Annotated in this window: 23 protein-coding genes and 4 pseudogenes; 13 read left to right on the top strand and 14 right to left on the bottom strand. The window is 61.3% G+C overall.

What is annotated here, in order from left to right; all coding sequences use genetic code 11:
* Positions 1-1,185: a M20 aminoacylase family protein gene (locus tag SB765_RS15525; protein ID WP_410910704.1), complete on the top strand. Its 1,185-nt coding sequence runs from the start codon at positions 1-3 to the stop codon at positions 1,183-1,185.
* Between the two features lie 312 nt (positions 1,186-1,497).
* Here the strand turns inward: SB765_RS15525 and SB765_RS15520 are convergent.
* A pseudogene (locus SB765_RS15520) lies at positions 1,498-1,736 on the bottom strand (hypothetical protein).
* A 131-nt stretch (positions 1,737-1,867) separates the two neighbouring features.
* On the opposite strand from SB765_RS15520, the pseudogene SB765_RS15515 reads away from it, so the two are divergent.
* From SB765_RS15515 to SB765_RS15505, 3 genes and pseudogenes are all read left to right on the top strand, one after another.
* A pseudogene (locus SB765_RS15515) lies at positions 1,868-1,981 on the top strand (hypothetical protein); the annotation flags it as partial.
* Positions 1,982-2,015: 34 nt separating this feature from the next.
* Positions 2,016-2,162: pseudogene (locus SB765_RS15510) on the top strand (transporter); the annotation flags it as partial.
* 59 nt (positions 2,163-2,221) lie between these two features.
* Positions 2,222-3,259, top strand: a complete 1,038-nt coding sequence (locus tag SB765_RS15505) for a GGDEF domain-containing protein (protein ID WP_341795873.1) — start codon at positions 2,222-2,224, stop codon at positions 3,257-3,259.
* Between the two features lie 111 nt (positions 3,260-3,370).
* On the opposite strand, the pseudogene SB765_RS15500 reads toward SB765_RS15505, so the two are convergent.
* Positions 3,371-3,598: pseudogene (locus tag SB765_RS15500) on the bottom strand (LLM class flavin-dependent oxidoreductase); the annotation flags it as partial.
* Here SB765_RS15500 and SB765_RS15495 point away from each other — a divergent pair.
* The gene (locus tag SB765_RS15495) at positions 3,592-4,527 is read left to right on the top strand and encodes a LysR substrate-binding domain-containing protein (RefSeq protein WP_410931537.1); all 936 of its coding nucleotides are present in this window, start codon (positions 3,592-3,594) and stop codon (positions 4,525-4,527) included. The pseudogene SB765_RS15500 and the gene SB765_RS15495 sit on opposite strands and share 7 nt — an antisense overlap.
* Before the next feature lie 2 nt (positions 4,528-4,529).
* Here the strand turns inward: SB765_RS15495 and SB765_RS15490 are convergent, their stop codons facing one another.
* Positions 4,530-5,039 carry a ProQ/FinO family protein gene (locus SB765_RS15490; RefSeq protein ID WP_341795871.1) on the bottom strand — a complete coding sequence of 170 codons (510 nt, stop codon included), beginning with the start codon at positions 5,037-5,039 and terminating at the stop codon, positions 4,530-4,532.
* A 284-nt stretch (positions 5,040-5,323) separates the two neighbouring features.
* Between SB765_RS15490 and SB765_RS15485 the strand changes: the two genes are divergently transcribed.
* Entirely contained in the window at positions 5,324-5,641 is a 318-nt protein-coding gene (locus SB765_RS15485) for a hypothetical protein (RefSeq protein WP_341795870.1), read from the top strand.
* Positions 5,642-5,707: 66 nt separating this feature from the next.
* Here the strand turns inward: SB765_RS15485 and arsH are convergent, their stop codons facing one another.
* From arsH to SB765_RS15470, 3 genes are all read right to left on the bottom strand, one after another.
* Positions 5,708-6,409 carry an arsenical resistance protein ArsH gene (gene arsH, locus SB765_RS15480; protein ID WP_341795869.1) on the bottom strand — a complete coding sequence of 234 codons (702 nt, stop codon included), beginning with the start codon at positions 6,407-6,409 and terminating at the stop codon, positions 5,708-5,710.
* A 13-nt stretch (positions 6,410-6,422) separates the two neighbouring features.
* Complete coding sequence (locus tag SB765_RS15475; protein ID WP_341795868.1) at positions 6,423-6,893, bottom strand: arsenate reductase ArsC; 471 nt, start codon at positions 6,891-6,893, stop codon at positions 6,423-6,425.
* Between the two features lie 66 nt (positions 6,894-6,959).
* Complete coding sequence (locus tag SB765_RS15470; protein ID WP_049277060.1) at positions 6,960-7,307, bottom strand: metalloregulator ArsR/SmtB family transcription factor; 348 nt, start codon at positions 7,305-7,307, stop codon at positions 6,960-6,962.
* Between the two features lie 201 nt (positions 7,308-7,508).
* Between SB765_RS15470 and SB765_RS15465 the strand changes: the two genes are divergently transcribed.
* From SB765_RS15465 to SB765_RS15455, 3 genes are all read left to right on the top strand, one after another.
* Positions 7,509-8,015 carry a sigma-70 family RNA polymerase sigma factor gene (locus SB765_RS15465; RefSeq protein ID WP_197897557.1) on the top strand — a complete coding sequence of 169 codons (507 nt, stop codon included), beginning with the start codon at positions 7,509-7,511 and terminating at the stop codon, positions 8,013-8,015.
* Positions 7,985-9,010, top strand: coding sequence for a FecR domain-containing protein (locus SB765_RS15460; protein WP_197897558.1), 1,026 nt, complete (start codon positions 7,985-7,987; stop codon positions 9,008-9,010). The genes SB765_RS15465 and SB765_RS15460 overlap by 31 nt, the downstream gene beginning before the upstream one ends.
* An 81-nt stretch (positions 9,011-9,091) precedes the next feature.
* The gene (locus SB765_RS15455; protein WP_410931536.1) at positions 9,092-11,500 is read left to right on the top strand and encodes a TonB-dependent siderophore receptor; all 2,409 of its coding nucleotides are present in this window, start codon (positions 9,092-9,094) and stop codon (positions 11,498-11,500) included.
* 94 nt (positions 11,501-11,594) lie between these two features.
* On the opposite strand, the gene SB765_RS15450 is transcribed toward SB765_RS15455, so the two are convergent.
* On the bottom strand, positions 11,595-12,260 hold the full coding sequence (locus SB765_RS15450; protein ID WP_341795865.1) for a tellurite resistance TerB family protein: 666 nt from the start codon (positions 12,258-12,260) through the stop codon (positions 11,595-11,597).
* Between the two features lie 326 nt (positions 12,261-12,586).
* Here SB765_RS15450 and SB765_RS15445 point away from each other — a divergent pair, with 326 nt between their 5' ends.
* Together SB765_RS15445 and SB765_RS15440 are read left to right on the top strand one after the other, a co-directional pair.
* On the top strand, positions 12,587-13,573 hold the full coding sequence (locus tag SB765_RS15445) for a DUF1852 domain-containing protein (protein ID WP_341795864.1): 987 nt from the start codon (positions 12,587-12,589) through the stop codon (positions 13,571-13,573).
* 24 nt (positions 13,574-13,597) lie between these two features.
* Positions 13,598-14,629, top strand: coding sequence for a methionine synthase (locus SB765_RS15440; RefSeq protein WP_410910504.1), 1,032 nt, complete (start codon positions 13,598-13,600; stop codon positions 14,627-14,629).
* Positions 14,630-14,691: 62 nt separating this feature from the next.
* On the opposite strand, the gene SB765_RS15435 is transcribed toward SB765_RS15440, so the two are convergent.
* Positions 14,692-15,699, bottom strand: coding sequence for a zinc-binding alcohol dehydrogenase family protein (locus SB765_RS15435; RefSeq protein WP_410910505.1), 1,008 nt, complete (start codon positions 15,697-15,699; stop codon positions 14,692-14,694).
* Between the two features lie 173 nt (positions 15,700-15,872).
* On the bottom strand, positions 15,873-16,670 hold the full coding sequence (locus SB765_RS15430) for an SDR family NAD(P)-dependent oxidoreductase (RefSeq protein ID WP_341795861.1): 798 nt from the start codon (positions 16,668-16,670) through the stop codon (positions 15,873-15,875).
* Between the two features lie 106 nt (positions 16,671-16,776).
* Between SB765_RS15430 and SB765_RS15425 the strand changes: the two genes are divergently transcribed.
* Together SB765_RS15425 and SB765_RS15420 are read left to right on the top strand one after the other, a co-directional pair.
* On the top strand, positions 16,777-17,727 hold the full coding sequence (locus SB765_RS15425) for a GlxA family transcriptional regulator (protein WP_410931535.1): 951 nt from the start codon (positions 16,777-16,779) through the stop codon (positions 17,725-17,727).
* Between the two features lie 142 nt (positions 17,728-17,869).
* Positions 17,870-18,706, top strand: a complete 837-nt coding sequence (locus SB765_RS15420) for a Ku protein (protein ID WP_341795859.1) — start codon at positions 17,870-17,872, stop codon at positions 18,704-18,706.
* Between the two features lie 21 nt (positions 18,707-18,727).
* Here SB765_RS15420 and SB765_RS15415 read toward each other — a convergent pair whose 3' ends face one another.
* From SB765_RS15415 to ligD, 5 genes are read right to left on the bottom strand one after another with little or no spacing between them, the layout of a single operon-like run.
* Positions 18,728-19,387 (bottom strand): glycosyltransferase, encoded by a 660-nt coding sequence (locus SB765_RS15415; protein WP_410910508.1) that lies wholly within the window; start codon positions 19,385-19,387, stop codon positions 18,728-18,730.
* Positions 19,384-19,983, bottom strand: coding sequence for a class I SAM-dependent methyltransferase (locus SB765_RS15410; protein WP_341795857.1), 600 nt, complete (start codon positions 19,981-19,983; stop codon positions 19,384-19,386). The genes SB765_RS15415 and SB765_RS15410 overlap by 4 nt, the downstream gene beginning before the upstream one ends.
* A 10-nt stretch (positions 19,984-19,993) precedes the next feature.
* On the bottom strand, positions 19,994-20,749 hold the full coding sequence (locus tag SB765_RS15405) for a PIG-L deacetylase family protein (RefSeq protein ID WP_410931534.1): 756 nt from the start codon (positions 20,747-20,749) through the stop codon (positions 19,994-19,996).
* On the bottom strand, positions 20,746-21,768 hold the full coding sequence (locus tag SB765_RS15400) for an acyl-CoA dehydrogenase (protein ID WP_410931533.1): 1,023 nt from the start codon (positions 21,766-21,768) through the stop codon (positions 20,746-20,748). Before SB765_RS15400 ends, SB765_RS15405 begins: the two co-directional genes overlap by 4 nt.
* Entirely contained in the window at positions 21,768-24,236 is a 2,469-nt protein-coding gene (ligD, locus tag SB765_RS15395; protein WP_410931532.1) for a DNA ligase D, read from the bottom strand. Before ligD ends, SB765_RS15400 begins: the two co-directional genes overlap by 1 nt.
* Positions 24,237-24,285 lie beyond the last annotated feature (49 nt).

The raw sequence follows: 24,285 nt of genomic DNA, 5'->3' as shown, positions 1-24,285 counted from the left end.
ATGACTACTTTCCCGAGCAACCAATCTCAGGCCCCGGCGGCTGAACTGGATGAGTTCGTCGTGATTCGCCGGCAGATTCATGCCGCGCCGGAGCTTGGCGGCGACACGCCTGACACGGCGGCCCTGGTGGCCGACAAGTTGCAGGCCTGGGGTTATGAAGTGCATCGCAACGTCGGCGGGCATGGCGTGGTCGGGGTGTTGCAAGCAGGCGACAGCCCGCGCAGCATCGGCCTGCGTGCAGACATGGACGCATTGCCCATGAGTGAGAAAAACCCCTTCGCGCATGCCAGCAAGATCCCCGGTCGCATGCATGCCTGTGGCCATGACGGGCACACCGCGATCCTGCTGGCAGCCGCTGCGCAACTGGCGGCCACGCGCAGCTTCAACGGCACGTTGAACGTGATCTTTCAGCCGGACGAAGAGGGCCTGGCCGGGGCCAAGGCGATGATCGACGACGGCCTGTTCGAGCGCTTCCCGTGTGACTCGGTGTACGCGCTGCACAACATGCCCGGCATGCCGGTAGGTACCTGCGTGGTGCAGGCCGGGCCAACCATGGCGTCCTCCGAGCGGGTCAGCATTCGTATCACCGGCAAAGGTGGGCACGGGGCGATGCCGGAACTGTCGGTGGACCCGGTGATGGCGTTGAACAGCCTGATCAGCGGTATCCAGACCATCAAGTCGCGCAACCTGAGCGTCGAGGAATATGCGGTTATCAGCATCGGCATGATCCAGGCCGGTACCGTCTACAACATCATTCCTGACGAGGCCAGCATGCTGCTCAGCGTGCGCACAGACACGGCCGAGACCCAGCACAAGATCAACAGTCGCATTGACGCCCTGGCCAAGGGGCATGCCGAAAGCTTTGGCGTGGAGATCGACGTTCAATACACTCAACTGGCGCCCGCGTTATGCAACAGCGATCACGAAAGCGCGTTGCTGCGTGAAAGCCTGAGGCCCTTGTTCGCCCACGGCGCGTTACTGGACAAGATGCCGAAGAAGGTCATGGGCACCGAGGACTTTGCCTACATGTTGCAGGCGCGGCCTGGCTGTTACTTCATGCTGGGGAATGGTACAGGCGAGTTCCATGGGTGCTCGGTGCACAACCCTCACTACGACTTCAACGACGCGTTGGTGAAGATAGGCGCCGATTGTTGGGTGAAGTGGGTGCAGGACTACCTGCGTTGACGTTCGTGCATGGCAGGCCGGCAGCTTTGGCCCCTTGGCCCCGGGGCCATTGACTCTCCCTCCAGGGGCAGGCTTTACCCTGAAGGCTTCTTGTTCAGGATGAAGTGACGATGCGCAAGCGTGTGCTGGTGGTGCTGGGGCACCCGTCGGGGGAGAGTTTCTGTGGCGCGCTGACGGAGGTTATGTCGGGTTGCAGCAGATATACGCCGGGCCAGGTCTGGAACTGACAAACCATGGGGCATGAAATGGCCGCCTCTCGACAGGTGTCCGCTTCACGCCCTGATGAGGCTAGCCACTGCTGGCGATGTCGACTCAGATCCAGACGTCATTCAGCGCTGTTCGCTCCCCGCCTTCATGACCGGTGTTCAACACGCCTTGCGGCTCAATCATCATAAGTGTTGTTTCCGTCTGTGCCGCTGTTCTGTGCTCTACACCACGTGGTAGTCGTTCATTTCGGCGACAACCCTTGGGCTCCATTGCTGCTCGATCAGAGAAGCTTTTTGAGTCAGGTTCACAGGCTGTGATGCCAATTGCTGCTGCTTGCTGGACATAGCTGATCCTCTCTTGATTGGAGTGACCAGCCTATCGAACGGAACGCGCACTGGCCGGCAATCCTGCCCCGCACGATCAATGTGGTCGTCATCATGACGATGACCCTGATCATCGGCTTCGCATCTGGACCATGTTTCACTATGGCATCGCAGGGTGGGCGATGTTGCCCTGCTGGGAATGGCCCTACGAGCCCGACGGGGCCGGCTGGATGGGGGGTTGGACGTTGTTTTTCTGGGCCTTCTGGCTGGCCTGGGGGCCATTCGTCGGCGTGTTCCTGGCGCGAGAACACGTTGCTGGGTGCCAGCTTGGGCTTCATGCTATCGCCGCAGTTCGGCGGGTTGATTGCCTATTCGGACACTGTCTCCGAGCGCACAGGTTCACCGGATGTGAACACCTGGACCTTGCGATTGCAGTATGTGTGGTGAAGACTTCAATCAGCGTAGGACTTTTGCAGACGCTACCCCCCATGGACTGGAGAAAAGACATGCCGGCTTGCCCCATACCGACTGACGAAACGCTGCGCCAGCGTACCCTCGATGAGATGAATGTGCTGGATACACCGGCTGAGCATTACCTGGATACCCTGGTGCGCCTCACTCAAGAAGTGGCGCACGTGGATACTGTACTGATCAGCCTGATTGATCACGATCGGCAATGGTTCAAGGCCAGGATTGGTCTAGATGTATACGAGACTCCGCGCAATGTGTCCTTCTGCGGCTACGCCATTTTGGGTGACGACACCCTGCTGGTGGCTGACGCCGAGTACGATGCGCGATTTGCCGATAATCCGCTGGTCATTGGCGCACCCTTCATCCGCTTCTACGCCGGTCACCCCTTGCGCGCCGGGAACGGCAAAGCAATCGGAACGTTATGCATGTTCGACCCTCGCCCACGCCTGCTAAGTGAAGCCCAACAGGCCAACTTTAGAGACTTGGCCACGCTCGCAGAGGGTTATCTACAACTGCGCAGCTTGATACAGGCCAACCACGACTTACGGCTTGAAATGGACCGTGAGCAACGCAAGGCTTTGCTTGATCCGCTTACACAGCTATGGAACCGCGGCGCGGTGGCGGCCTTCCAGGATCGTGAACGCCGTTTGGCAAAGGAGAAAGGTCTGAAGCTGGGTGCTCTGTATGCGGACCTTGACCACTTCAAGTCGGTAAACGACAAGTACGGTCATGCTGACGGTGACCAGGTGCTCTGCGAGTGTGCGCGTCGTTTGCGAGCTGCCCTTCGCCCGGACGATTTGCTGGTACGCCAGGGCGGTGAGGAATTCGTCGCATTGCTACGGGTAAAGGACGCTGACGAGCTGGTGCGGATCGCGGAACGCGTGCGCCTGTTCGTTGGCAGCAGACCGATGCAACTCTCCAGCGGTCCGCTGAGGGTGAGCCTCAGCCTAGGATCTACTTTAGTCGCCGATAGCGAGCAGATCGATGATGCACTGCGGCGCGCCGACACCGCACTTTACGCAGCCAAACAGGGAGGGCGAGACCAGGTTGTCTATCTCCCGCCGATCCTGTAAGAGCCTAAGCTGGGCCATGGCGGTCACACAAGCGCATCAGTAGCTCGCTTCGATCATTCCTCCGGTGGTTCGGCTGATGGCTTTTTTGACAACCAGCAGCCACCGCAATGCCTACCAGTTCTGCCCATGGGGCTCTGGCCCCGTCAGCGATGGAAACAGTGGCAGCACTTCTTCTGCCAGCTCCTGGATGATCTCCTGCGCCGGGCGCTGGGCCATCTGCATGCCCAGTGCAGCATGATTGACCCCGGCCTCGCGCCACTCATTCAGCAGCTCGATCAGCCCGTTGCGGCCTGTGCGCAACACATAGTAGCCTGAAGGCAGCCGCCGAGCGTATGGGGGTTACCCCAGGCGCAATCAGTCAACAGATTCGTCTGCTGGAAGATCGCCTCGGCGTTATCCTGCTGACCCGGAGCCGTTATGGGGTGCAGCTCACCGAGGCTGGCGCGAGCCTTTATCCAGGGCTTTCACGCGGGTTTGGCCAGATCGAAAGCGCCTTGCTGGACCTTGAAGTGCTGACGCGCGCTAAAACCCTGACGATCAGTACTCAACCCTCGTTCGCGTCCGGTTGGCTTGTGCCACGCTTGGCGGATTTTAATGCGCAGCACCCGGAGATCGACGTGCGTGTGCAGTCCACGGCCGAGCTGGTCGACCTGCATCGTGATCCTGTCGATATTGCCCTGCGCCATGGCCTGGGCGATTACCCTGGGCTGGAGTCGATACCGCTACTGGCGCCTGTGCTGCTGCCGGTAGCCAGCCCTGGCCTGCTTGCCGGCGGGCTGGCGCTGGATGAGCCGCAGGACTGCCTGCGTTACCCGCTGCTGCAGGATGCCGACCGTGCGGACTGGAGGTTGTGGTTGCAGGCGCATGGTGTCGAGCCCGATCAGCGGAGCCGCCGCGGGCCGAGTTTTGACGAAGACCTGCTGTTGTTACGCGCGGCGGCCAGTGGCCAGGGCATTGCGCTTGTGCAGGCGCAGCACGCGGAAGAAGACCTGCGAAGCGGCAGATTGATGGTAGCGATAGACCGGCCATGGCCTTCGCGCTTTGGCTATTACCTGGTTACCCGCCAGGACAACCTGGGCCGAGCGCACGTGCGGGCATTCATCGGCTGGATTCAAGCGCAGCTTGCATCCGAGAGCGACCTTCAGCCACACGGACCCATCCAGTTCCATCCTGGACAAGTCCAGTGGTGGCTGACTGATCTTCAGCGCGAGGATGTGCTGGTTGGCGATGCGCACAAGCAGCGCCAACCCTTCGACCGTTTCGTCTGAATTCAGTCTGGAGTCTGCTCGGCTGCGGTCTCGGCAACGGGGGCCGCAGCACGTGCTTTCGACTTGGCACGATTGCGTCGGTCCTGGCCGCGGTGGCGAGCAGCTTGCTGCTTCGCATGGATCGCCTGCGTGGCGGTCACAATGCCGGCGACCTGGCCGTTCAAGTCCAGGCGCGGGGCGTTCTCGACCATGCTTGCCCAGTAACGGGTGCCCCGGCACCAGGTGGAAATACCCAGCTTGAGCTGTTCACTGGTGATGCCAAGCAGCTCCAGGTGTTGCTCGGCATCTTTGAAGATGCCTTCTTTGAGCGGAACCTTGGGGGCCGGATTGACAGGGAAGGCCAGTGGAAAATGCTTTTGCAATGGCCAGATCGCCGCTACCGCCGGGTCCTGCTCACGAGGCTTCGCCTGGGGCGCAGACTTGCGCTTGGGGGGCTTCGGGCTTTCGGCCTTTTCCTGCACTTTCTCCGCCCGCAGGCGGTCACGTAGCTCAGCTAGTTGTTCAAAACCCATTGTTCAATTCACTGCTTCGAAGTTGATTGCGAGGCACAAGGATAAGCCATGCAGCGCTACAGATCAGCTTAAACAGATGAATTGCCCCAATTTTCCTAGACACGGCGTGTCTGTTTCCCCAGATCTTCGTCCTGCAGCACATCGGTATTTAGCGCGGCTCAGTATCAAGTCGCTGCATTTGGTATCGCTTATCCGAAAGGCGGCGAATAAATACATCCACGCCAGCAAAGCCGCAGTCGTACAAATACACAGGCCTTTCTGTGTCTGACTTGAGGTAAGCGATCATGGCTAATAATCAAGACAAGGGCGGCAATCAGGGCGATGCTGACACCGGTGCGGGCAGCAACACTGCGGGTACCGGGCAGCAAGGCGGTCAAGGCTCGGGCGGTGGCATGCCGAACCGGCAACAACCGGGTCATAACCAGCCAGGGCAGAAGCCCGAAGACAAGATGAACAAGGACTGGGACCGTTCCAGTGATACCGGTAGCAAAGGCGGCCGGCCTGAAGACAATGTAACCGACCAGCAGAACCAGGCGGATAAAGACCGCATGGGCGGCCAGCAATCGCAACGCGATAACCCGCAGCGTGACCAAGACCGCTGATCGTCGCTAAAGAAAGCGCACCAGGGTGGGCTAGCCATCCTGGTGCAAGCGGGCCCTGCAGCCGCTTCAGATCGATCGCTGATTGACGCGGGCAGCTAGCTGCTCCGCGGTTTCCTTGCGCTCCGAATAGCGGTCCACCAGGTAATCCTGACGGTCGCGTAGCAGCACGGTGAACTTCACCAACTCCTCCATCACATCCACCACGCGGTCGTAGTACGGCGAGGGTTTCATGCGGCCAGCCTCATCGAATTCCAGGTAGGCCTTGGGTACGGAAGACTGGTTCGGCACAGTGAACATCCGCATCCAGCGGCCAAGCACCCGCAGCTGGTTGACGACGTTGAACGACTGCGAGCCACCACACACCTGCATCACCGCCAGGGTCTTGCCCTGGGTGGGGCGAACGGCGCCCATCGCCAGGGGCACCCAGTCGATCTGCGCCTTGAACACTGCAGACATCGCCCCATGGCGCTCCGGCGAGCACCAGACCTGGCCCTCCGACCATTGCACCAGCTCGCGCAATTCCTGCACCTTGGGGTGTTCGACTGGCGCATCGTCAGGCAGCGGCAGGCCAGAAGGGTCGAAGGTTCTGGTCTCGGCGCCGAAGTGCTCCAGCAGGCGCGCAGCTTCCACTACCAGCAAGCGGCTGAAAGAGCGTTCGCGGGTAGACCCATACAGCAGCAGGATGCGTGGTTTGTGCTCGCTGGCAACGGTTGCCGTTGGGGGCAGATCGAACAACGCGAGGTCGAGGTTGGGGAGATGATCGGACATTTTTTACTCCTGCTTATTGCGTGCCGATGCGATCCAGCGCGTGCTTGAGCTGATCACGGTCGAGGATAGCGAATGGAAGGGCGAAGAAGGCTCGGCAGCGCGATTCGATGTGGGCCAGCGTGGCCTGGAAGGCCGCGTCGACTCGCGCCTCGTCACCCACCACATCCGACGGGTCTTCCAGCCCCCAGTGCGACTTCAGCGCGGGTCCGAAATACACCGAGCAGGCTTCGCCGGCGGCCCTGTCGCAGACGGTAATGACGATGTCTGGCGGGTTGCCCTCGAATGCGTCGTTGCCCTTGCTACTCAGGCCAGCAGTCGAAATACCGGCCTGCTCCAGCGTGCTCAGGCTACGGGGCAATACTTGCCCCTTGGGGAAGCTGCCTGAACTGATCGCTTCGAAACCTGCCGGGGCAAGGTGGTTGAACAGCGCTTCAGAAAGGATGCTGCGGCAGCTGTTGGCCGTGCACATGAACAGGACTCGCATGGAGGGCTCCTTTGCTTCGTGGCGGACGTCAGGGGCGCCGGCGCAGTGCCAGGGCCGAAAGGGTGATCAACAACAGGCGGCGTCGCGAACGGGGCGGTCGTCCATGCACTTGAGCCGAAGTGTGTTGTCGGCCAACCACTGCGAATTGGCCTGCAAGGTGACCTGCAGCATCTCGTGAACCCAGGCGGGCAGCGCCGGATTAAGGCGGTAATACACCCACTGGCCCTGGCGCCGGTCCAGCAACATGCCATTGCTGCGCAGCTGCGCCAGATGGCGGCTGATTTTCGGCTGGCTGTCGCCCAACGCGCACATCAGTTCGCACACACAAAGCTCTCCCAGGCTGGCGATGAGCAGGGTGGCGCGAGCGCGGGTTTCGTCAGCCAGGCATTTGAAGACATCGGGCGGAGTGATCATCGCGGCACCAATACATATGGAAAGCCGAATATACGTATTTCCATATGTATATGGCAACCCCCGCAATGCAGAAACTGGGCGCATCGGTTTCAGTCCTTATTCATCCGACCAGCCTTACGCGGCGCCCTTTTACGTTCTTGTCGGCACCCGATTAGTCAAATATGATACTAAGTCTCATTTGCATCGTTCTTGTGGCCGCCAATGGCATCCGTCGATACCGCTCAGTTCACTGCTCTGTACGAACAGCAACACCGCTGGCTGCGCAGCTGGCTGTATCGGCAGTTGAGCTGCTCACACCGCGCTGCTGATTTGATGCAGGACACCTTCATGCGTCTGTTGGCCAGTAACGAGGTGATTGAAGTCCGCCAGCCTCGGCCTTTCCTGGCCAAGGTGGCCCGCAGTGTCCTGTCCAACCACTACCGCCGCGCACGCTTGGAAAAAGCCTATCTGGATGCGCTCCAGACGGAAGACGAAAGCGTACTGCCGGACTTGGCGACCCAGTTGATCATTTTCGAGACGCTGGTTCGGCTCGACGAAGCACTGTGCAAACAGGACGTCGCCGTCAAAAAAGCGTTTCTCTGGTCACAACTGGATGGGCTCAGCCACGCAGAAATTGCCGAGCGGCTGTGTATTTCAATCGCTACCGTCAAACGCCATATCATCAAGGCGGGTGCGCAATGCATGCTGGTGACGGAATCACTGCGATGACTAGCACCGGGAACGCCTTTATCCGAGAACCAACGCTATCGCCGAAAATGTGTGAGGAGGCGATGGAGTGGTGGCTCGATATGCAGGAGGCCGATTTCGATTCATCCGCACAGGCCGCTTTCATGGCATGGCGCCGTGAAAACCCCTTGCATGAGCTGGCCTGGGAAAAAGCCTTGGCGCTGGGGGCGCAACTCGACGCATTACGCACCCGAGGCGATCCAGGCCTTGCCCGCCAGGCCCTGTTGCGCCCTTCCCAGGAAGGGCTGAGCAGGCGTCAGACAATAAAAGGCCTGGCCTTGCTGCTGGCTGTGGGCACCGGCGCATGGTTGAGCCGAGACAGCGAATTGGTGTCGCGCATGGGTGCCGATTACACCACGGGGGTGGGCGAGCAGCGACGTGTTGCACTGGCCTCGGATCTGTCGTTGGAACTCAATACCCATAGTGCGATAAATGCTCGCGCCACTGACCGTGGTTGGCACCTTCGCTTAATCAGCGGCGAGGCCTTGATCGACACTGCCTTGAACCCGGCGGTGTTTATCGATACCGCTCAGGTTCGCACGCAAGCGTCCTCGGCGCGTTTCACGATACGTCAGTTCGACAATGGCTCAACCCAGTTGGCAGTTTATCGCGGCGCGCTTCAGGTGATCCCGACTCAAGCCAGCACCTGGACTGCCCTGCACGCCGGGCAGGTGGCGCGTTTCGGGCCGCTTGAGATGCTCGATCTGGGTGTCATGCAAGCATCCGCTCCCGCCTGGGCCGAAGGTATGATCGTCGCCAACGGCCAACCGCTTCAGGCGTTTCTCGACGAACTTGGGCGGTATCGTCATGGCTATCTTGGCTGCGACGCCGCCTTGGCCAATCTGCGAGTATGGGGCACCTACCCGTTGGCAGACAGTGATCGAATCATCGATGCCGTCGCCCAGACGCTTAAACTGGATGTACAGCGTTTCACTCGCCTGTGGGTCAACTTGCGCCCCTCGCCAGCTAACGTTTGAAGTTTTTTCATCCTTGATGAGCCGTTTTGATTTTTGGCGAGACTCATAGGCCATACATCAAAAAACATCGGGGAACTTCACATGCATCACCGCCGTATTTCGTCGTGCTACGCAACCCCGCTCGCCAGCACCCTGGGTTGCGCCGCAGCGGTTCTGATTGCCACTTCATCGCCAGTGTGGGCAGCCGCCGATAGCACCGTGCAACACTACGAAATCCCCGCAGCGCCCCTGGGCACTGCGCTCAATCAACTGGGCCAGCAAGCCCATTTGTTGTTGTCGTTTCCCAATGACTTGATTGCGGGGCAAAACAGCCCCGGCTTGAATGGTGATTACACGATCGACGGTGCGTTACAGGCGCTGCTTGCGGGCAGCCAACTGATTGCGGTGCGCCAGCCGGATGGGCGATACACCCTCCAGCGAGCGCCGGCCTCTACCGCGCTGGAGCTCCAAAGCATTTCGATCTCGGGCAAGGCGCCCGGGTCGACGACAGAAGGTACCGGGCTCTACACCGCCTACTCATCCAGCAGTTCGACCCGCCTGAACCTGACCCCCAAGGAAACCCCGCAGTCGCTGACCGTCATGACCCGCCAGCGCCTGGATGACCAGCGCCTGACCAATCTCAGCGATACCCTCGATGCCACACCGGGCATCATTGTGTTACGCGACGGGCTGGGTGCGGAATCCGATGGTTACTTCTCGCGCGGCTTCGAGATTCAGAACTTTGAAATCGATGGTGTGCCCACCGTCAAGCGCATGGACAATTACACCCAGAGCATGGCCATGTATGACCGGGTGGAGGTGGTGCGCGGTGCTACCGGCCTGATCAGCGGCCTGGGCAGCCCTTCAGCGACGATCAACCTGATCCGCAAGCGTCCGACCTTCGAGGCTCAGGCCAGCGTCACCGCAGAAGCCGGTAACTGGGACCGCTACGGAACCGGCTTTGATGTATCTGGCCCGCTGACTGAAACCGGCAACGTACGCGGTCGCCTGGTCGCCGACTTCAAGACCGAGCAATCATGGGTCGACCGCTACAAGCAGGACTCGCAGCTGATCTACGGCATTACCGAGTTCGACCTGACTGAAGACACCTTGCTGACGATGGGCTTCAGTTACCAACGTACAGACGTTGACTCGCCCATGCGCTCCGGTCTGCCGACGCGCTTTACCGACGGGTCTCGCACCCACCTCAAACGCTCGCTCAATTCGGCTCAGACGTGGTCTTACAACGACCATGAACAAACCAGCTTTTTCACCTCGATCGAGCAGCAGTTCGCCAATGGCTGGAGCGGGAAGATCGAGCTGACCCACTCCGAAAACAAGTTTGACGAGGTCTTCAACTACGTCAACGGTAGCCTTAGCCCGGACGGAAGCGGCACCACGCAGTTGCCGGTGCGCTTCTCCGGGATCCCGCGCCAGAACAACATCGATGCCTACCTGACCGGCCCGTTCGGGCTGTTGGGCCGCGAACACGAGTTGATCGCCGGTGTGACCTTGTCCAACTACTACGAGAACGTGCCCAGCTACGGCGGCTGGAAATACGACTATTCCGGCTCGCCGGCTGGCGCGATCGACAACTTGCTGAACTGGAACGGCGGCTCGGTCAAACCGGAGTTCGACGTCACGGGCAAATCCACTGCCGACGAAACCCAATACGCCGCCTACCTCGCCACGCGACTGCACGTCACCGACGATCTCAGTGTCTTGCTGGGTAGCCGCGTGATCGACTGGCACCGTGACATCGAGGATAAGCCCTACAACGCAGAAAAAACCAAGACCAAGGAATCGGAAACCGGCGTCTACATTCCCTATGCCGGCGTGGTGTATGACGTCAACGACACGTGGTCGCTGTATGCCAGCTACACGAAAATCTTCAACCCTCAGTCGTCCTGGGTTCGCGACATCAACAACAAACCCCTGGATCCCATGGAAGGCACGGGTTATGAAGTCGGGGTCAAAGGCAGCCACTTTGACGGCAAGCTGAACTCCAGCGTCGCGCTGTTCAAGATCGAGCAGGACAACCTGGCCATCTGGATCGATACCCCAGGCGGCAACACGTACAAGTCAGAACAGGGCACCACCACCAAGGGCGCTGAGTTCACCCTGGACGGTGAACTGGCCGAAGGCTGGCAGGCATCCGCAGGTTATGCCTATGCGGTCAGCACCGACGCTGACGACCAGCGCATCGTTACCACCCTGCCTCGTCACAGTCTCAAGACGTTCACCAGCTACCGGCTGCCGGGAATTCTGAACAAGGTCACCCTCGGCGGCGGTGTGAACTGGCAGAGCAAAACCGGTGCCGACCTGCACACCTTCACTCAGGGCAGCTATGCCGTCACCAACCTCTTGGCGCGCTACGACTTCAACCAGCATCTGAGTGCGTCAGTCAACCTGAACAACGTGTTCGACCGCGAATACCTCAGCTATGCCGGCGACCACGGTATGTACGGTGCTCCAAGAAACATCATGACGGGCATCAAATACAACTTCTGAGGTACGTAGGCTCCAGGCTGAGGCCACGACTGACCGACAGCTTTTTCGCAGTCCCTCAGACGTCTGGTTTGCACTGGGTAAATTGACAGCCCGTTCAGGCACCTGCCTTGGCTTGCTGTTCCAGATGCACCTGCAATGCCGGGTCGATTTGCAGTGCGCTGGCCAGTTCGTCAAGGTAGGCCCGCTCGGCGTCCTGCTGGTCATCCACCAGCATCACGCTGGCCAGGTACATTTCTGCTGCCATGGCCGGGTCCCGTGCCGACTGGGCCACCTCGGCAACATCGAGCGGCTTGCTGACTTCTTCATCCAGCCATTGTTGTAGCTGTGGATCGCTGGTTTGACGTTTGATTTCAGCGTAAATCAGTTGCTCTTCCTGCTGGTCGATGCGGCCGTCTGCCTTGGCTGCCGCAATCAGCGCGCGCAAGATGGCATGGCTGTGGTCCTCGGCCTCGGGGCCGGACAACTGATCGACAGTACGCACCGCCTGTTGCGGGGCTGTCGCCTGGCTGCGCTGCCAGCTTTGATAGGCCTGGAACGCCATCATCCCCAACGACGCCAGGGCTGCGAAATTGGTGCCGCCCGCAGAGCGCCCTTGGGGCAAGCCGCCCGTGCCGCTGCCAGCACGGCCACCCAACAGGCCACCCAGCAAGCCGCCCAACCCGCCCAGGCCGTCTCGCCATGACATGCCGCCGCTGCCTTGACGCGCTTGCGAGCCTTGCCCGGCGCGCAGCAACTGTTCGAGTAGATCACTGGTATTCATGGCTGCGCCCCTCGCTCGGTAGTCGTTGCCCAGACAAGCAACGATAGCCCTCTCAAGGCGATTCGCCATGACCGTCTGGCCCCTTGCCGCGCCGGCGCGGGAGCCTGGCGGCGATGGCAACGATGCCTGAGCGCCGTTTGACGCGCGGCGATCATCGAGTGGTGGTAGGGCACACATTAACCCGGCGAATCTTCGCATTATCGCCCGGGCGCGTCATGAGCATGGCTAAAGGTTCTGTGAAATCAATTCAGTTCCCTCGGTCATGCCCCCAACCTAAAATACCGGCCAATTACAGAGAATATGGATATTTGAGCAGGCTCCCGGTCATGACGAATAAAGACTTCAAGTTTTCCATCAAGAGCACTCGCTTCGACGAGCACTATCACCCGTCCGAAAACACCCGTATTACTACCAACTTCGCCAACCTGGCGAGGGGCGCGAGCCGGCAAGAGAACTTGCGCAGCACCTTGGGGATGATAGATAACCGCTTCAACGCCCTGGCGCATTGGGATAACCCCAAAGGCGACCGCTACGCCGTCGAACTTGACATCATTTCTGTCGAGATGAGTATCGATGCCGAGGGCGGCGATCAGGCGCTGCCGCTGATTGAAATATTGAAAACGACTATTATCGACCGACAAACCGGCGAGCGCATCGCGGGCATGGTAGGGAATAATTTTTCTTCCTACGTGCGCGATTACGATTTCAGCGTACTGCTGCCGGGGCACAATGCCAACCAGCCTGTGTTCAGCACGCCAGACCATTTCGGAGAGCTGCACGGCAAGCTGTTCAAGCGCTTCGTGAACTCAAGCACGTACAAGCAGCACTTCGACAAGCCTCCGGTTATCTGCCTGAGTGTTTCCAGCAGCAAGACCTACCATCGAACGGATAATCAGCATCCTGTATTGGGCTTTGAATATCAGCAGGATGAGTACTCCTTGACGGATACTTATTTCGAGAAGATGGGCTTGAAGGTGCGTTATTTCATGCCGCCCAACAGTGCTGCACCGTTGGCCTTCTATTTTTCGGGCGATTTGCTCAGTGACTACACCAACCTTGAGTTGATCAGCACCATCAGCACCATGGACACGTTCCAGAAAATCTATCGTCCCGAAATCTACAATGCAAATTCTGCCGCAGGGAAGTGCTATCACCCCAGCTTGCAGCATCAGGATTACTCGCTGACCCGTATTGTTTATGACCGGGAGGAGCGTAGCCGGTTGGCCATCGAGCAGGGGCATTTTGTGGAGGAGCACTTTATCAAACCGCACCACGCGATGCTTGAGCAGTGGTCCGCCAATTACGCCTGCTGATTAACTTATATAAGGTCTTACCTCGTGAAAAAGCTGTTACCCACTTCGACTGCCGGCAGTTTGCCTAAACCCTCCTGGCTCGCAGAACCCGAAACGCTCTGGTCACCCTGGAAATTGCAGGATGAGGCGTTGATCGAAGGCAAACAGGATGCCCTGCGCTTGTCATTGCAAGAGCAGCAAAACGCCGGCATTGATATCGTCAGTGATGGTGAGCAAACGCGCCAACATTTTGTGACGACCTTCATTGAGCACTTGAGCGGCGTCGATTTCGAGAACCGTGAAACCGTCAGGATCCGTGATCGTTATGATGCCAGCGTACCGACGGTGGTGGGTGCCGTTGCACGGAAAAACCCGGTCTTTGTCGACGATGCCAGGTTCCTGCGCCAGCAGACCAGTCAGCCCATCAAGTGGGCGCTGCCAGGCCCCATGACCATGATCGATACGCTGTATGACAGCCATTACAAAAGCCGTGAAAAACTGGCTTGGGAATTTGCCAAAATCCTCAACCAGGAAGCCCGGGAGCTGGAGGCTGCCGGTGTTGACATCATCCAGTTCGATGAGCCCGCTTTCAACGTCTTCTTTGATGAGGTGAATGACTGGGGGGTCGCCACTTTGGAAAGGGCCATCGAAGGCCTCAAGTGTGAAACCGCTGTGCATATCTGCTACGGCTACGGCATCAAAGCCAACACGGACTGGAAAAAGACCTTGGGATCAGAGTGGCGGCAATATGAAGAAGCCTTCCCCAAGCTGCAGAAGTCCAGCATCGATATCATTTCGCTGGAATGCCACAACTCCCATGTACCCATGGACCTGCTTGAGCTGATCCGAGGCAAGAAGGTGATGGTCGGCGCGATCGACGTGGCCAGCCACACCATTGAAACCCCCGAGGAAGTAGCCAATACCCTGCGCAAGGCCCTGCAATTTGTAGAGGCAGACAAGCTCTATCCTTGCACCAACTGTGGCATGGCGCCCTTACCGCGTAGGGTCGCCAGCGGCAAGCTCAGAGCGTTGAGTGCGGGTGCAGAAATCGTCCGCAGAGAACTATTGGCCAGTTGAAGGCACCCGAACGTCGGGACTTACCATGTCACTTTTGGCCGTCGGGCGCCTGATCTCGGGCTTCAGAACCCTTCCAGCACGATCTTGCCGCGTGCTTTGCCACTCTCGATCATGGCATGGGCGCGCTTGAGGTTCTCGGCGTTGATCGTGCCGTAGTGCTCGCCCAGGGTCGTCTTGAGCGTGCCATCATCGACCAGCCGCGAAACGCGCTCAAGCAGTTGGTGCTGCTTGATCATGTCTTCGGTCTTGTACAGCGAGCGCGTGAACATCAGCTCCCAGTGCAGTGAAAGCGACTTGCGCTTGAGCGGCATCACATCCAGTTGCGCGGGGTCGTCGATCAGCGCGAGCTTGCCTTGTGGCCGCAGCACTTCCACCAGTTGCGCAAGATAGGTGTCGGTATGGGTCAGGCTGATGACGTAGTCGACCGGCCCCAGCTTGAGCGCTTCCAACTGATGTGGAATCGATTCGGAGTGGTCGATCACATGGTGGGCTCCCGCTTGCTGCACCCAGGCTTGGGTCTCGGGCCGTGAGGCGGTGCCAATGACTGTGAGCTGTGTCAGCTTGCGGGCAAGTTGAACCAGGATCGAACCAACCCCGCCGGCAGCACCGACCACCAGAAGGCTTTGCTGCTTGCCACCGTTTTCTTCAACCCCCAGGCGGTCGAACAGCAGCTCCCAGGCCGTAATGGAGGTGAGCGGCAAGGCCGCGGCGCTAGCGTTGTCCAGGCTGCGGGGCTTAGGCCCGACAATGCGTTCATCCACCACGTGAAGCTCGCTGTAGCTGCCTGGGCGGTCAATGGCACCGGCGTAGAAAACCTCGTCGCCCGGTTGGAACAACGTAACCTGTGGCCCCACCTCGCGGACGACGCCGACAGCGTCCCAGCCGAGCACTTGTGGTTGTTCACCACCGCGGCTTGCACGGATCTTGGTATCAACCGGGTTGACGGCAATTGCCCGGACTTCCACAAGCAGGTCACGGGCCCCCGGTTTTGGCGTGGGCAGCTGCGCGTCATACAGCGATTGTGGGTCGTGGATCGGTAGACCGGGCTGGGTGTAAACGACTGCCTTCATTAGCGTTGCCTCTTGGGGATGCGAAAAGTGGGTTCAGACTATTCGTTTCGATTCACTCAAAAAACAGCCTGGGTGGAGTAAGACTTTCTCGCTTGCAGTGAAAATGGTGTGAAGCGCCCGTGATCTGGCCTGGTCGCCCCACACATTCTCGACTACGTTCCTTTCGCTGCTGATCACCTGGCGCTGTAGCGCTGCGCCAGCCGGTTGCTGGACAGCTGGCCGAACAAGGCTTGCCGGCTGGCCTCAAAGTGGTCGAAGGCTTGCAGGTCGTGCAGCGACGGCAGGGAGATCAGCACGCCGTTGTCGAAGTCCTGCAGGGCACCGTTTACCAGGTCCTGGGCAGACATCACGATGCCTGGGTCCAGGTTCTCGACGGGCAAACCGCCGGTCTGCCAGAAATCGGTCGCGGTGGCCCCGGGCAGTACTGCCTGAACCTGGATGCCTGTACCCGCCAGTTCCTTGTTCAGCGACTGGGTGAACGCGGTGACGTAGGCCTTGCTACCACCGTACACGCCGTTGAGCAGTTCGGGTGCCAGGCTGACGACGGACGAGATATTGATGACCGCGCCTTGCTTGCGAGCGACAAAGCCGGGGACAGCTGCATAGGTAAGGCGGGTGAGGGCGGTGACGTTGAGGGTGATCATGTGCGCCATGCGCTCAACGTCGCTTTCCAGCAGCCCGGTATGGGTACCGATACCGGCGTTGTTCACCAGCAGGCTGATGCTGGCGTCTTCGCGCAGTTTGCGTTCTACCTTGGCCAGGTCATCGGCGTTGGCCAGGTCTGCCGGGAATACTTCGACGTTCTGCCGGGTTTCGGTGGTAAGCCGGCCAGCCAATGCGTTGAGGCGCTCCCGGTCGCGTGCCACCAGCACCAGGTCATAGCCGCGACGGGCCAAGTGCTCCGCGTAGATCGAACCGATACCGGATGAGGCGCCCGTAATGAGCGCGGTGCCCTTGAATTGCTGCGTCATGCTGATGCTCCGTTGGTTGGGTGTGGGGCCATCATGCAGCAGGTGGTCTTTGTCTCAAACGACGCATATAGTGCTGTTTTAGGACATTGCACAGAGGGCATCAGCGATGCACCGGGTCGGCTACCTCATCACCGAAGGCTTCCAGATCATGTCCCTGGCGACGCAAACCGTGTTCGAGCTTACGAACATCATGGCGGGCGAAGCGGTTTACAGGGTCCAGAACTTTTCCATCGATGGCGGCACGGTGTGCTCGTCACTGGGGATGCATGTCGACACGCTGCCCGTGGGGGCGCCGGGGCTGGCCGACACCTGGATGGTCACCGGCACGCTGACGCCTCTGACGCCCCCCAGCGAGGAGGTGCTCGCCAGCGTGCGGGGCTTTGTCGACGGTGCGCGCCGTACAGCTGGCCTTTGCACCGGCTGTTTTGTGCTGGCGCAAGCCGGCGTACTGGATGGTCGGCGCGCGACCACTCACTGGGCTTATGCGAACAAGTTGCGAGAGCTGCACCCGAAAATCGACGTCGAGGAAGACCGGATTTACATCGTCGATGGGCCGATCTGGACGTCTGCCGGCATGACTGCCGCCCTGGACATGGCGCTGGGTATGGTGGAAAAGGACTTGGGCAGCGAAATGGCCAGGTCGGTGGCGCACAAGATGGTCATGCACCAACGCCGATCTGGCGGGCAGTCGCAACACTCCGAACTGTTGACGCTCTCGCCCAAGTCGGACCGTATCCAGAGCGCGCTGGATTACGCCCGCAAGCACCTCAGCCGCCCATTGAGCGTGGAAGAGCTTGCTGAAGTGGTGCACCTGAGCCCACGGCAATTCACCCGCGTGTTCACCGCCGAGACCGGCCAGTCACCGGCCAAGGCTGTCGAGAGCCTGCGGCTGGAGGCTGCCCGGCTGATGATCGAGCAGAGCCTGCACAGCCTGGATGTGGTGGCCAGGGAGACCGGCTTCAGGGACCGCCGGCATATGCGGGAGGTGTTCATCCGTGGTTTTGGGGTGCCCCCTCAAGCCGTGCGAAGGGATGCTCGGCGGCTGGTCTCCCTCTGACGGTTCGGCTGCTTGCAATCGGGTCAGTTTATCCGGCATTGCAGGCCCCCGTTGGCGTCGTGCAACCAAACTAAACCTTCGCACCCGTCGTCAGTCAGGTTTAGTAAGGGCTTCGTTCGCTGCTAACCCATAGGAGGTAGACATGGCGCGGGCTATCTGGAAAGGCGCGATCAGTTTCGGGCTGGTGCACATCCCGGTTTCGCTCAACGTTGCGGTGAGCTCCGAGCGGGTGGATTTTGACTGGCTCGACAAGCGCAGCATGGAGCCGGTGGGCTACAAGCGGGTGAACAAGGTAACCGGCAAGGAAATCGACAAGGACAACATCGTCAAGGGCGTGGAGTACGAGAAGGGCCGCTACGTGGTGATCAGTGAGCAGGAAATTCGCGATGCTCGCCCTGAAGCGACCCAGACCATCGATATTTTCTCGTTCGTGAAGGCTGGAGAGATTCCGCTTCAGCACTTTGACACACCTTACTACCTGAGCCCTGACCGGCGCGGCGGCAAAGTCTATGCGCTGTTGCGCGATACGCTGGAGAGCACCGGCAAGGTAGCCCTGGCCACCGTGGTGCTGCATACCCGTCAGCACCTCGCGCTGCTGCGGCCACTGGAAGACGCCCTGGTGCTGATCACCCTGCGCTGGCCCGAGGAGGTGCGCAGCGTTGAAACCCTGGAACTGGACAAGAGCGTGACCGATGCCAAGGTCGACAAGCGCGAACTGGGCATGGCCAAACGCCTGGTCGAAGACATGAGTGGGTCCTGGGCTCCGGACGAGTACCACGACGCATTTCGCCAGACCATACTCGACCTGGTGGAAGAGAAAGCCAGCAAGGGCAAGATCGAGACAGTGGACAAAGGGGAGGGCGCCAGCGCGGAGAAAGGCGCGGATATCCTCGACCTTACCGAACTGCTCAAACGCAGCCTCGGTGGCAAGGCCAAGGGCGCAAAACCGGCTACCAAACGACCGCGCAAGGCCTCCTGATGGTGGAGACTCGCCAGGTGGTCACACCTGGCCTTCCAGGCCACTGAGATAGTCGCCGAACCCCTGCTTTGCGCGGCTATCACGCCGGCTGCTGGTCGCCACGCTGTGCTCGGCGGTCCAGACGATCTGCGCCCCGCTGGCTTGCAGGGCCAGCACCAGTTGAACATCCTCGTGGGCCGGCAGTGGCTGGAACCCGCCAACGCGTTCGTAGGCCTTGGCGCACACACCGAGGTTGGCGCCATGAATATGCCTGTGCCCCTCACGGGCCTGGTAAAGGCTGCGGTACAACCGGCGCAGGGCGATACTTTGCCAGGGTTGCCAGCGCTCGATGTGCACCGTGCCGCACACCACCTCGGCGCGCCATTGCAACTGCGATGTCAGCCAGTGCTGCGGGACGCGGCTGTCGGCGTCGGTGCATGCCAGCCATTGGGCGCCGCGGGCGATCATCCATGCTGCGCCTGCACGCCGGGCGACGCCGACATTGCCAGCGTCCACTTCAAGGGTATGCACACCGTGGCGTCGGGCCACGAGCGCACTGGTGTCGCTGCAACGGTCCAGCACCACCAGCACCTCTACCGCTAAGCCTGCCGCCTCGGCTCGCGCACTTGCAGCCTTGACCGCCTTGAGGCAGCGCCCCAGGCGCCGGGCCTCGTTGTGGGCGGGTATGATGACGGCGATCATGGGCAGGGCTCATTCAGGTCGACGACGCTGGGCTGGCACGTCCAGTACTCGAGTAAAAAGTCCGCTTCCTCGTGACGCAACAGCGGATACAGCGGCAAGTGCCTCGCCAGCAGGGCATGAACCTCGCGGCCGTCCTGCGGGCAACCGGCAATGGGGTGGCGCCAGTGGCAGGCGAGCAGGGCGCCATCGGCCGTGAGGCTGGCCACCGACTGCTCGATCACCTGCAGCCAATCGGTGGGGTCGAGGTAGTAGCCGATTTCGCTGAGCACGATCAGGTCGAACTGCCCGCCTGGCCAGTCGCCCGGCAGATGCCCTTGCTCCACCCGGGCATGGTTCGCGGCCCCCAGGCGCTGGCGCGCCAGCCCCACGGCGGTCGGGTCGATGTCCTGGCACAGCAAGCTGACGCAACGCTCGGCCAGCAGCACGCTCAGCTCGCCGTTGGCACAGGCCGGCTCGAACACGCGCTCATAGCGCTGACGGGGCAGGCTGGCCAGCAGCAGGTCGCGCTTGCGCCGTTCGTACCAGCGGGTGCGAAACGCCCAGGGGTCATCGCTGTCGGCATACAGGTCGGCGAAGTATTGCGCGTCGAGGCTCATGGCGACTCCATCACAGGAAAACCAGTTCAAAGGGTTGCAGCAGGCACGCCTGCAAATGCGTCGGCAGCACCGGCGGGCGATCACCGTCGGGCTGCAATTGGCTGGCATGGGCAGCCAAGGCCTCGCGCTTGCGCGCCTGGCGCGTTTCGTCGACCTGCAAGCGATGCGCCCGCGACCAGGGCAGGCGTGGGTCGTCGGGTGCGGCCCAGTGCCAGGCCCACACCGGCGCTTCGGCCAGCTGTGCCCCGCGCGCCTGGGCTGCCTGGGCAGCGGCGCGGCCTGCGGCCTCGTGGTCGCAGTGTCCGTCGCCACGCCAGGTGGTCAGCAGCAGGTCGTCAGGCTCCAGCAACTGCTCCAGGTGACGGACCAGAAAGGCCTCATCGCGGGGCAATGCGCCGTCCTTGAGGTTAAGCCGCCGCCAGTCCAGGCGGGTGAGGTCCAGGTCTAGCTGCTGCAAGGCATGCCGACTCTCCAAGGGGCGCTGGTGACGCAAGCGCTGCTCGGTCCAGTGTGGTGAGTGCGGATGGCTGCCCTCGCCGTTGGTGGCGGAAATCAGCACCAGGTCCTGTTCGCGCCCGCGAAAACTGGCAAGCAGCCCGCCGGCCATGAGCACCTCGTCGTCCGGGTGCGGCGCCAGCAGCACCAGGCGTCGGCCGGGTGGGCACAGCTGCTCGGGCGCAAGCCAGGTAGCGCGTGCCAGGTGCGCAGAATGCTGCCAGTCACTCCACGGCGTACCCGTGGCCGCATCAATAAGGTTCTCGCTCATAGCTGCCATGCTCCTGTCGGTGTGCTGGTCACTTGCTGACCCAGTTCGGCCAAGTCGCGTTCAGCGTGGCTCTGGCGCAGGTACACCGGCAGGTCGGCGCTAAGCCGGGCGAAATGGCTGCTGCGGCAGAAGGGGGTAGCCCCCAGGGCTCGGCCAACATGCTGAATGACCTGTTCGACCGCCTGCTCGATCTGGGCGCGGGTGCGGCGTACCTCGAAACTGGCGTCGTCCTGGGGGTGCTGGTCGATCCACGCGGCGCACTCGCGAAGGGCGGCGCGGGCACCGTACAAGGCCGCATCGACCGCCCCCAGGTGGGCATCGGCATGGGGGTCGGGCCGAGGTTTGTTGCAGTGCTCGCGCAGGTAGCCTGCCAATGCCTCGGCCGCGCCGTACCAGCAGGCAGCGATACCTGCGCCGCCCTGCCAGAAGCCTGGGCGGGACAGGTACTGGCCGGGTGTGCCGATGGCCAGCCCGGGCGAGTTGTCGAACTCGACGGTGACACTGGCGGTGTTGGCCATGCCTACGGCCTGCCATTGCTCGGCCTGGATGCGCTGGCTGGGGTGTGACAGTTCAACGGCCACCAGCTGTGGCTGGTCGTTCTCCCAGGCGGTCAGCAGCGCTCGATCGATCTGCAGTGCGCCCGAGCACCATGCTTTTCGGCCTTGCAGTTGAACCCGTTCGCCATCGCGCGCGACGATGTGGGCCCTGGCATCCGGCGGCTCCGCGGCCCACATGCCCCAGATACCGTCGTGAGCATGCTGGGCGGCGCCGCACTCGGCGAGGACCGCCAGGGCATCGGTGTGGCCTTCATACAGCTTGGCCAGGCCGAGATCGCAACCGGCAACCCGCGCCAAGGCCCGCCAGCGCTCGAGGGTGCGCCCGTGGCCGGGCAATGGCAGCAGGTCAAGCTGTTCAGCATGAAGTACCTGCAACAGTTCAGGCAGCAAGGGGTCGAGGTCGATGGCCCGCGAACGGGTACCGAAGCGGTGCAGCAGGCGGTCGAGGTGAGCGAAGTCCATCATGCGATCCCCAGTTGCTTGCGCATGCGCAGGGTGATCGATTGCCGGGTCGAGCCCAGCTCGGCCCAAGGGTCGTCCACCTGCGCAAGCCGCGCCTGCAAGTTGCCGATATTCCATTGGTTGGCACTCTTGAGTTTGGGCAGCTCCTCGCGCCAGATCGGCACCGACACTGGCAGGCCTTCGCGCGCGCGCAGCGAGTAGGCGGCCACGGTGGTAGCGCCCTTGCCGTTGCGCAGGTAGTCGATGAAGATGCGCCCGACCCGGTTCTTGGGCCCGGAGACTGCGCTGAGCCGGTCCGGGAACAAGTCTGCCATGTGTTTGACCAGGGCATGGCTGAAGTCCTTCACTTCCTCCCAGCCGGCCCGACGGGTGAGCGGCACGACCAGGTGCATGCCTTTGCCACCGCTGGTCTTGAGAAACACCTTCAGGCCCAGCTCATCGAGCAGGGTGAGGGTCAGCTGGGTGGCCTCGAGCATGGCCTTCCATGGCAATGCCGGGTCGGGGTCGAGGTCGAGGATGAAGCGGTCAGGCCTGTCGAAGTTTTTGTCGGTGGCGTTCCAGGTGTGCAGTTCAAGCATGTTCATCTGTACTGCGCCCAACAGGCTCTCGGTGCTGTTGAGCACCATTGCCGCCTGGCCGGCCTGGTCCTTGGTGTAGCTGGTCAGCTTGGGCAGGTGCAACTGCCCCGCGTGCTTCTGAAAGAACAGCTCGCCGTCCAGACCCTCCGGTGCGCGCACCAGCGCCACGGGGCGGTGTTCGAGCTGTGGCAGCAGCCAGTCGGCGACTTGGGCGTAGTACTCCGCCACCTGTCGTTTGCTGGTGCCACTGGTCTTGTCGATGACGCGGTCGGGGTGGGTCAGGTGCAGGTTGCTCAAACCCTTGGGCTCTGCATGTGCTGCGTTCTTTACCTGCATGGCACGTTCCAAGGCAATGGCAGTGGCGGGCTTGTCGTCGCGCAACCCGTGAAAAACCGCGTGGCGCACGATCCCTGTGCGGGTCATCTGGGCGTAGGCGACCTCGGCCAGCAGTTCTGGCTTGAGCCAGTGCACGCCCCGTGCATCGGCACCGCTGGGGGGCTCAGGCAAAGGTGGTTTGGCGGTGTGCAGGGGCTTCAGGCGGTTGAGGATGCTCGTCAGCGTGGCAGCACTGAAGCCGGTGCCCACCTTGCCGGCGTAGCGCAACTGGCCGCTGTCGGTGTCGTGCAGCGCCAGCAGCAGGGCCCCGAAGCCTTGGCGGCTGCCCTTGGGCGCGGTGTAGCCGACGATCACGAACTCCTGGCGTTGCGTGCACTTGAGCTTGATCCAGTCGCTGCTGCGCCGGCTAACGTAAGGGCTTTCGGCGCGCTTGCCGATCAGGCCTTCCAGCCCTAACCGGCAGGCGCTGTCGAGCAGCGCGTCGACCGGCTGGTTGAAGTCTTCGGAAAACTTCAGGATGGCCGATGCGTTGTGCTTCAGCAGTTTGGCCAAGGTCGCCCGGCGGTCTTGCACAGGCAATTCACGCAGGTCCTTGCCGCCGAGGTAGGGCAGGTCGAACAGGTAGTAGGTAATGTCATCGTCGTGCTCGTTGTCGAAGGCGGCCTGCAAGGCCTGGAAGTCGGCCACGCCGTTCTCGTCTGTGACCACCATCTCACCGTCCAGCCATGCCGAGTCGAGCCCCAGCGCTTTCAGCGCCTGCACCTGATGGGGCAGCTTTGCGCTCCAGTCGTGGCCATTGCGGGTAAACAGGCGCACATCGTCCCCGTCGATGCGGGCCAGCATGCGGTAACCATCGAACTTGACCTCGTATCGCCAGTCACCCTCGGGGGGGGAATCGGCCAGGGTTGCCAGCTGCGGTTGGAGCATGTCCGGCAGGGCGCCAGCGCTGGCCTTGCGCTTGCGCGTGGAGGTCGCCGCCTTGGCTGGGCGGCGGGGGACCAGTGTACGGTCGCTCAATACGCTGTCAGGCAGGGCTTCGACGATGCTGTAGTCCGCTTCGCTGCGGGCCTCGCCATCGTGGGACTTGACCAGCATCCACTGCTCTTTCTTGCCAGCCAGGTGGGTACGAAACAGGTTCCAGACACCCGACAGCTTTTCACCTTGCAGGCGAAAGCGCAGCTTGCCCTTGGCATAGGCCTCGCGCGGGTCGCCTTCGGGCTCCCAGAGCCCCCGGTCCCACACGATCACGTCGCCGGCGCCGTAGTGGCCTTCAGGGATGTGCCCTTCGAAACTGGCGTAGTCCAGCGGATGGTCTTCTACATGCACGGCCAAGCGGCGGACCTTGGGGTCGAGGGATGGGCCCTTGGGAATCGCCCAGCTTTTAAGGGTGCCATCCAGCTCCAGGCGAAAGTCATAGTGCAGATGGCTGGCGTCGTGCTTCTGGATGCAGTACTGCAACCCGTGAGCAGGCCGTGGGTGGGCACGCTTGCCGGCTGGCTCGGGTGTGGCGTTGAAGTCACGCTTGCGCAGGTACTCCTGCAGGGGCTTGGCCATGGCGGGCTCCGGGACAGTTCGCGGTCTCTTCATTGGGAGAGGGCGCCTG

Source organism: Pseudomonas sp. SIMBA_067 (genome assembly GCF_046534675.1).
GTDB lineage: Bacteria > Pseudomonadota > Gammaproteobacteria > Pseudomonadales > Pseudomonadaceae > Aquipseudomonas > Aquipseudomonas putida.
This window is presented reverse-complemented; position numbering and strand designations above follow the sequence as displayed.

Excerpts from the sequence above, each read along its gene's own strand:
- SB765_RS15525 (WP_410910704.1), top strand. The coding sequence starts at position 1 with ATGACTACTTTCCCGAGCAACCAATCTCAGGCCCCGGCGGCTGAACTG.
- SB765_RS15505 (WP_341795873.1), top strand. The coding sequence starts at position 2,222 with ATGCCGGCTTGCCCCATACCGACTGACGAAACGCTGCGCCAGCGTACC.
- SB765_RS15495 (WP_410931537.1), top strand. The coding sequence starts at position 3,592 with ATGGGGGTTACCCCAGGCGCAATCAGTCAACAGATTCGTCTGCTGGAA.
- SB765_RS15490 (WP_341795871.1), bottom strand. The coding sequence starts at position 5,039 with ATGGGTTTTGAACAACTAGCTGAGCTACGTGACCGCCTGCGGGCGGAG.
- SB765_RS15485 (WP_341795870.1), top strand. The coding sequence starts at position 5,324 with ATGGCTAATAATCAAGACAAGGGCGGCAATCAGGGCGATGCTGACACC.
- arsH (WP_341795869.1), bottom strand. The coding sequence starts at position 6,409 with ATGTCCGATCATCTCCCCAACCTCGACCTCGCGTTGTTCGATCTGCCC.
- SB765_RS15475 (WP_341795868.1), bottom strand. The coding sequence starts at position 6,893 with ATGCGAGTCCTGTTCATGTGCACGGCCAACAGCTGCCGCAGCATCCTT.
- SB765_RS15470 (WP_049277060.1), bottom strand. The coding sequence starts at position 7,307 with ATGATCACTCCGCCCGATGTCTTCAAATGCCTGGCTGACGAAACCCGC.
- SB765_RS15465 (WP_197897557.1), top strand. The coding sequence starts at position 7,509 with ATGGCATCCGTCGATACCGCTCAGTTCACTGCTCTGTACGAACAGCAA.
- SB765_RS15460 (WP_197897558.1), top strand. The coding sequence starts at position 7,985 with ATGCATGCTGGTGACGGAATCACTGCGATGACTAGCACCGGGAACGCC.
- SB765_RS15455 (WP_410931536.1), top strand. The coding sequence starts at position 9,092 with ATGCATCACCGCCGTATTTCGTCGTGCTACGCAACCCCGCTCGCCAGC.
- SB765_RS15450 (WP_341795865.1), bottom strand. The coding sequence starts at position 12,260 with ATGAATACCAGTGATCTACTCGAACAGTTGCTGCGCGCCGGGCAAGGC.
- SB765_RS15445 (WP_341795864.1), top strand. The coding sequence starts at position 12,587 with ATGACGAATAAAGACTTCAAGTTTTCCATCAAGAGCACTCGCTTCGAC.
- SB765_RS15435 (WP_410910505.1), bottom strand. The coding sequence starts at position 15,699 with ATGAAGGCAGTCGTTTACACCCAGCCCGGTCTACCGATCCACGACCCA.
- SB765_RS15430 (WP_341795861.1), bottom strand. The coding sequence starts at position 16,670 with ATGACGCAGCAATTCAAGGGCACCGCGCTCATTACGGGCGCCTCATCC.
- SB765_RS15425 (WP_410931535.1), top strand. The coding sequence starts at position 16,777 with ATGCACCGGGTCGGCTACCTCATCACCGAAGGCTTCCAGATCATGTCC.
- SB765_RS15420 (WP_341795859.1), top strand. The coding sequence starts at position 17,870 with ATGGCGCGGGCTATCTGGAAAGGCGCGATCAGTTTCGGGCTGGTGCAC.
- SB765_RS15415 (WP_410910508.1), bottom strand. The coding sequence starts at position 19,387 with ATGATCGCCGTCATCATACCCGCCCACAACGAGGCCCGGCGCCTGGGG.
- SB765_RS15410 (WP_341795857.1), bottom strand. The coding sequence starts at position 19,983 with ATGAGCCTCGACGCGCAATACTTCGCCGACCTGTATGCCGACAGCGAT.
- SB765_RS15405 (WP_410931534.1), bottom strand. The coding sequence starts at position 20,749 with ATGAGCGAGAACCTTATTGATGCGGCCACGGGTACGCCGTGGAGTGAC.
- SB765_RS15400 (WP_410931533.1), bottom strand. The coding sequence starts at position 21,768 with ATGGACTTCGCTCACCTCGACCGCCTGCTGCACCGCTTCGGTACCCGT.
- ligD (WP_410931532.1), bottom strand. The coding sequence starts at position 24,236 with ATGGCCAAGCCCCTGCAGGAGTACCTGCGCAAGCGTGACTTCAACGCC.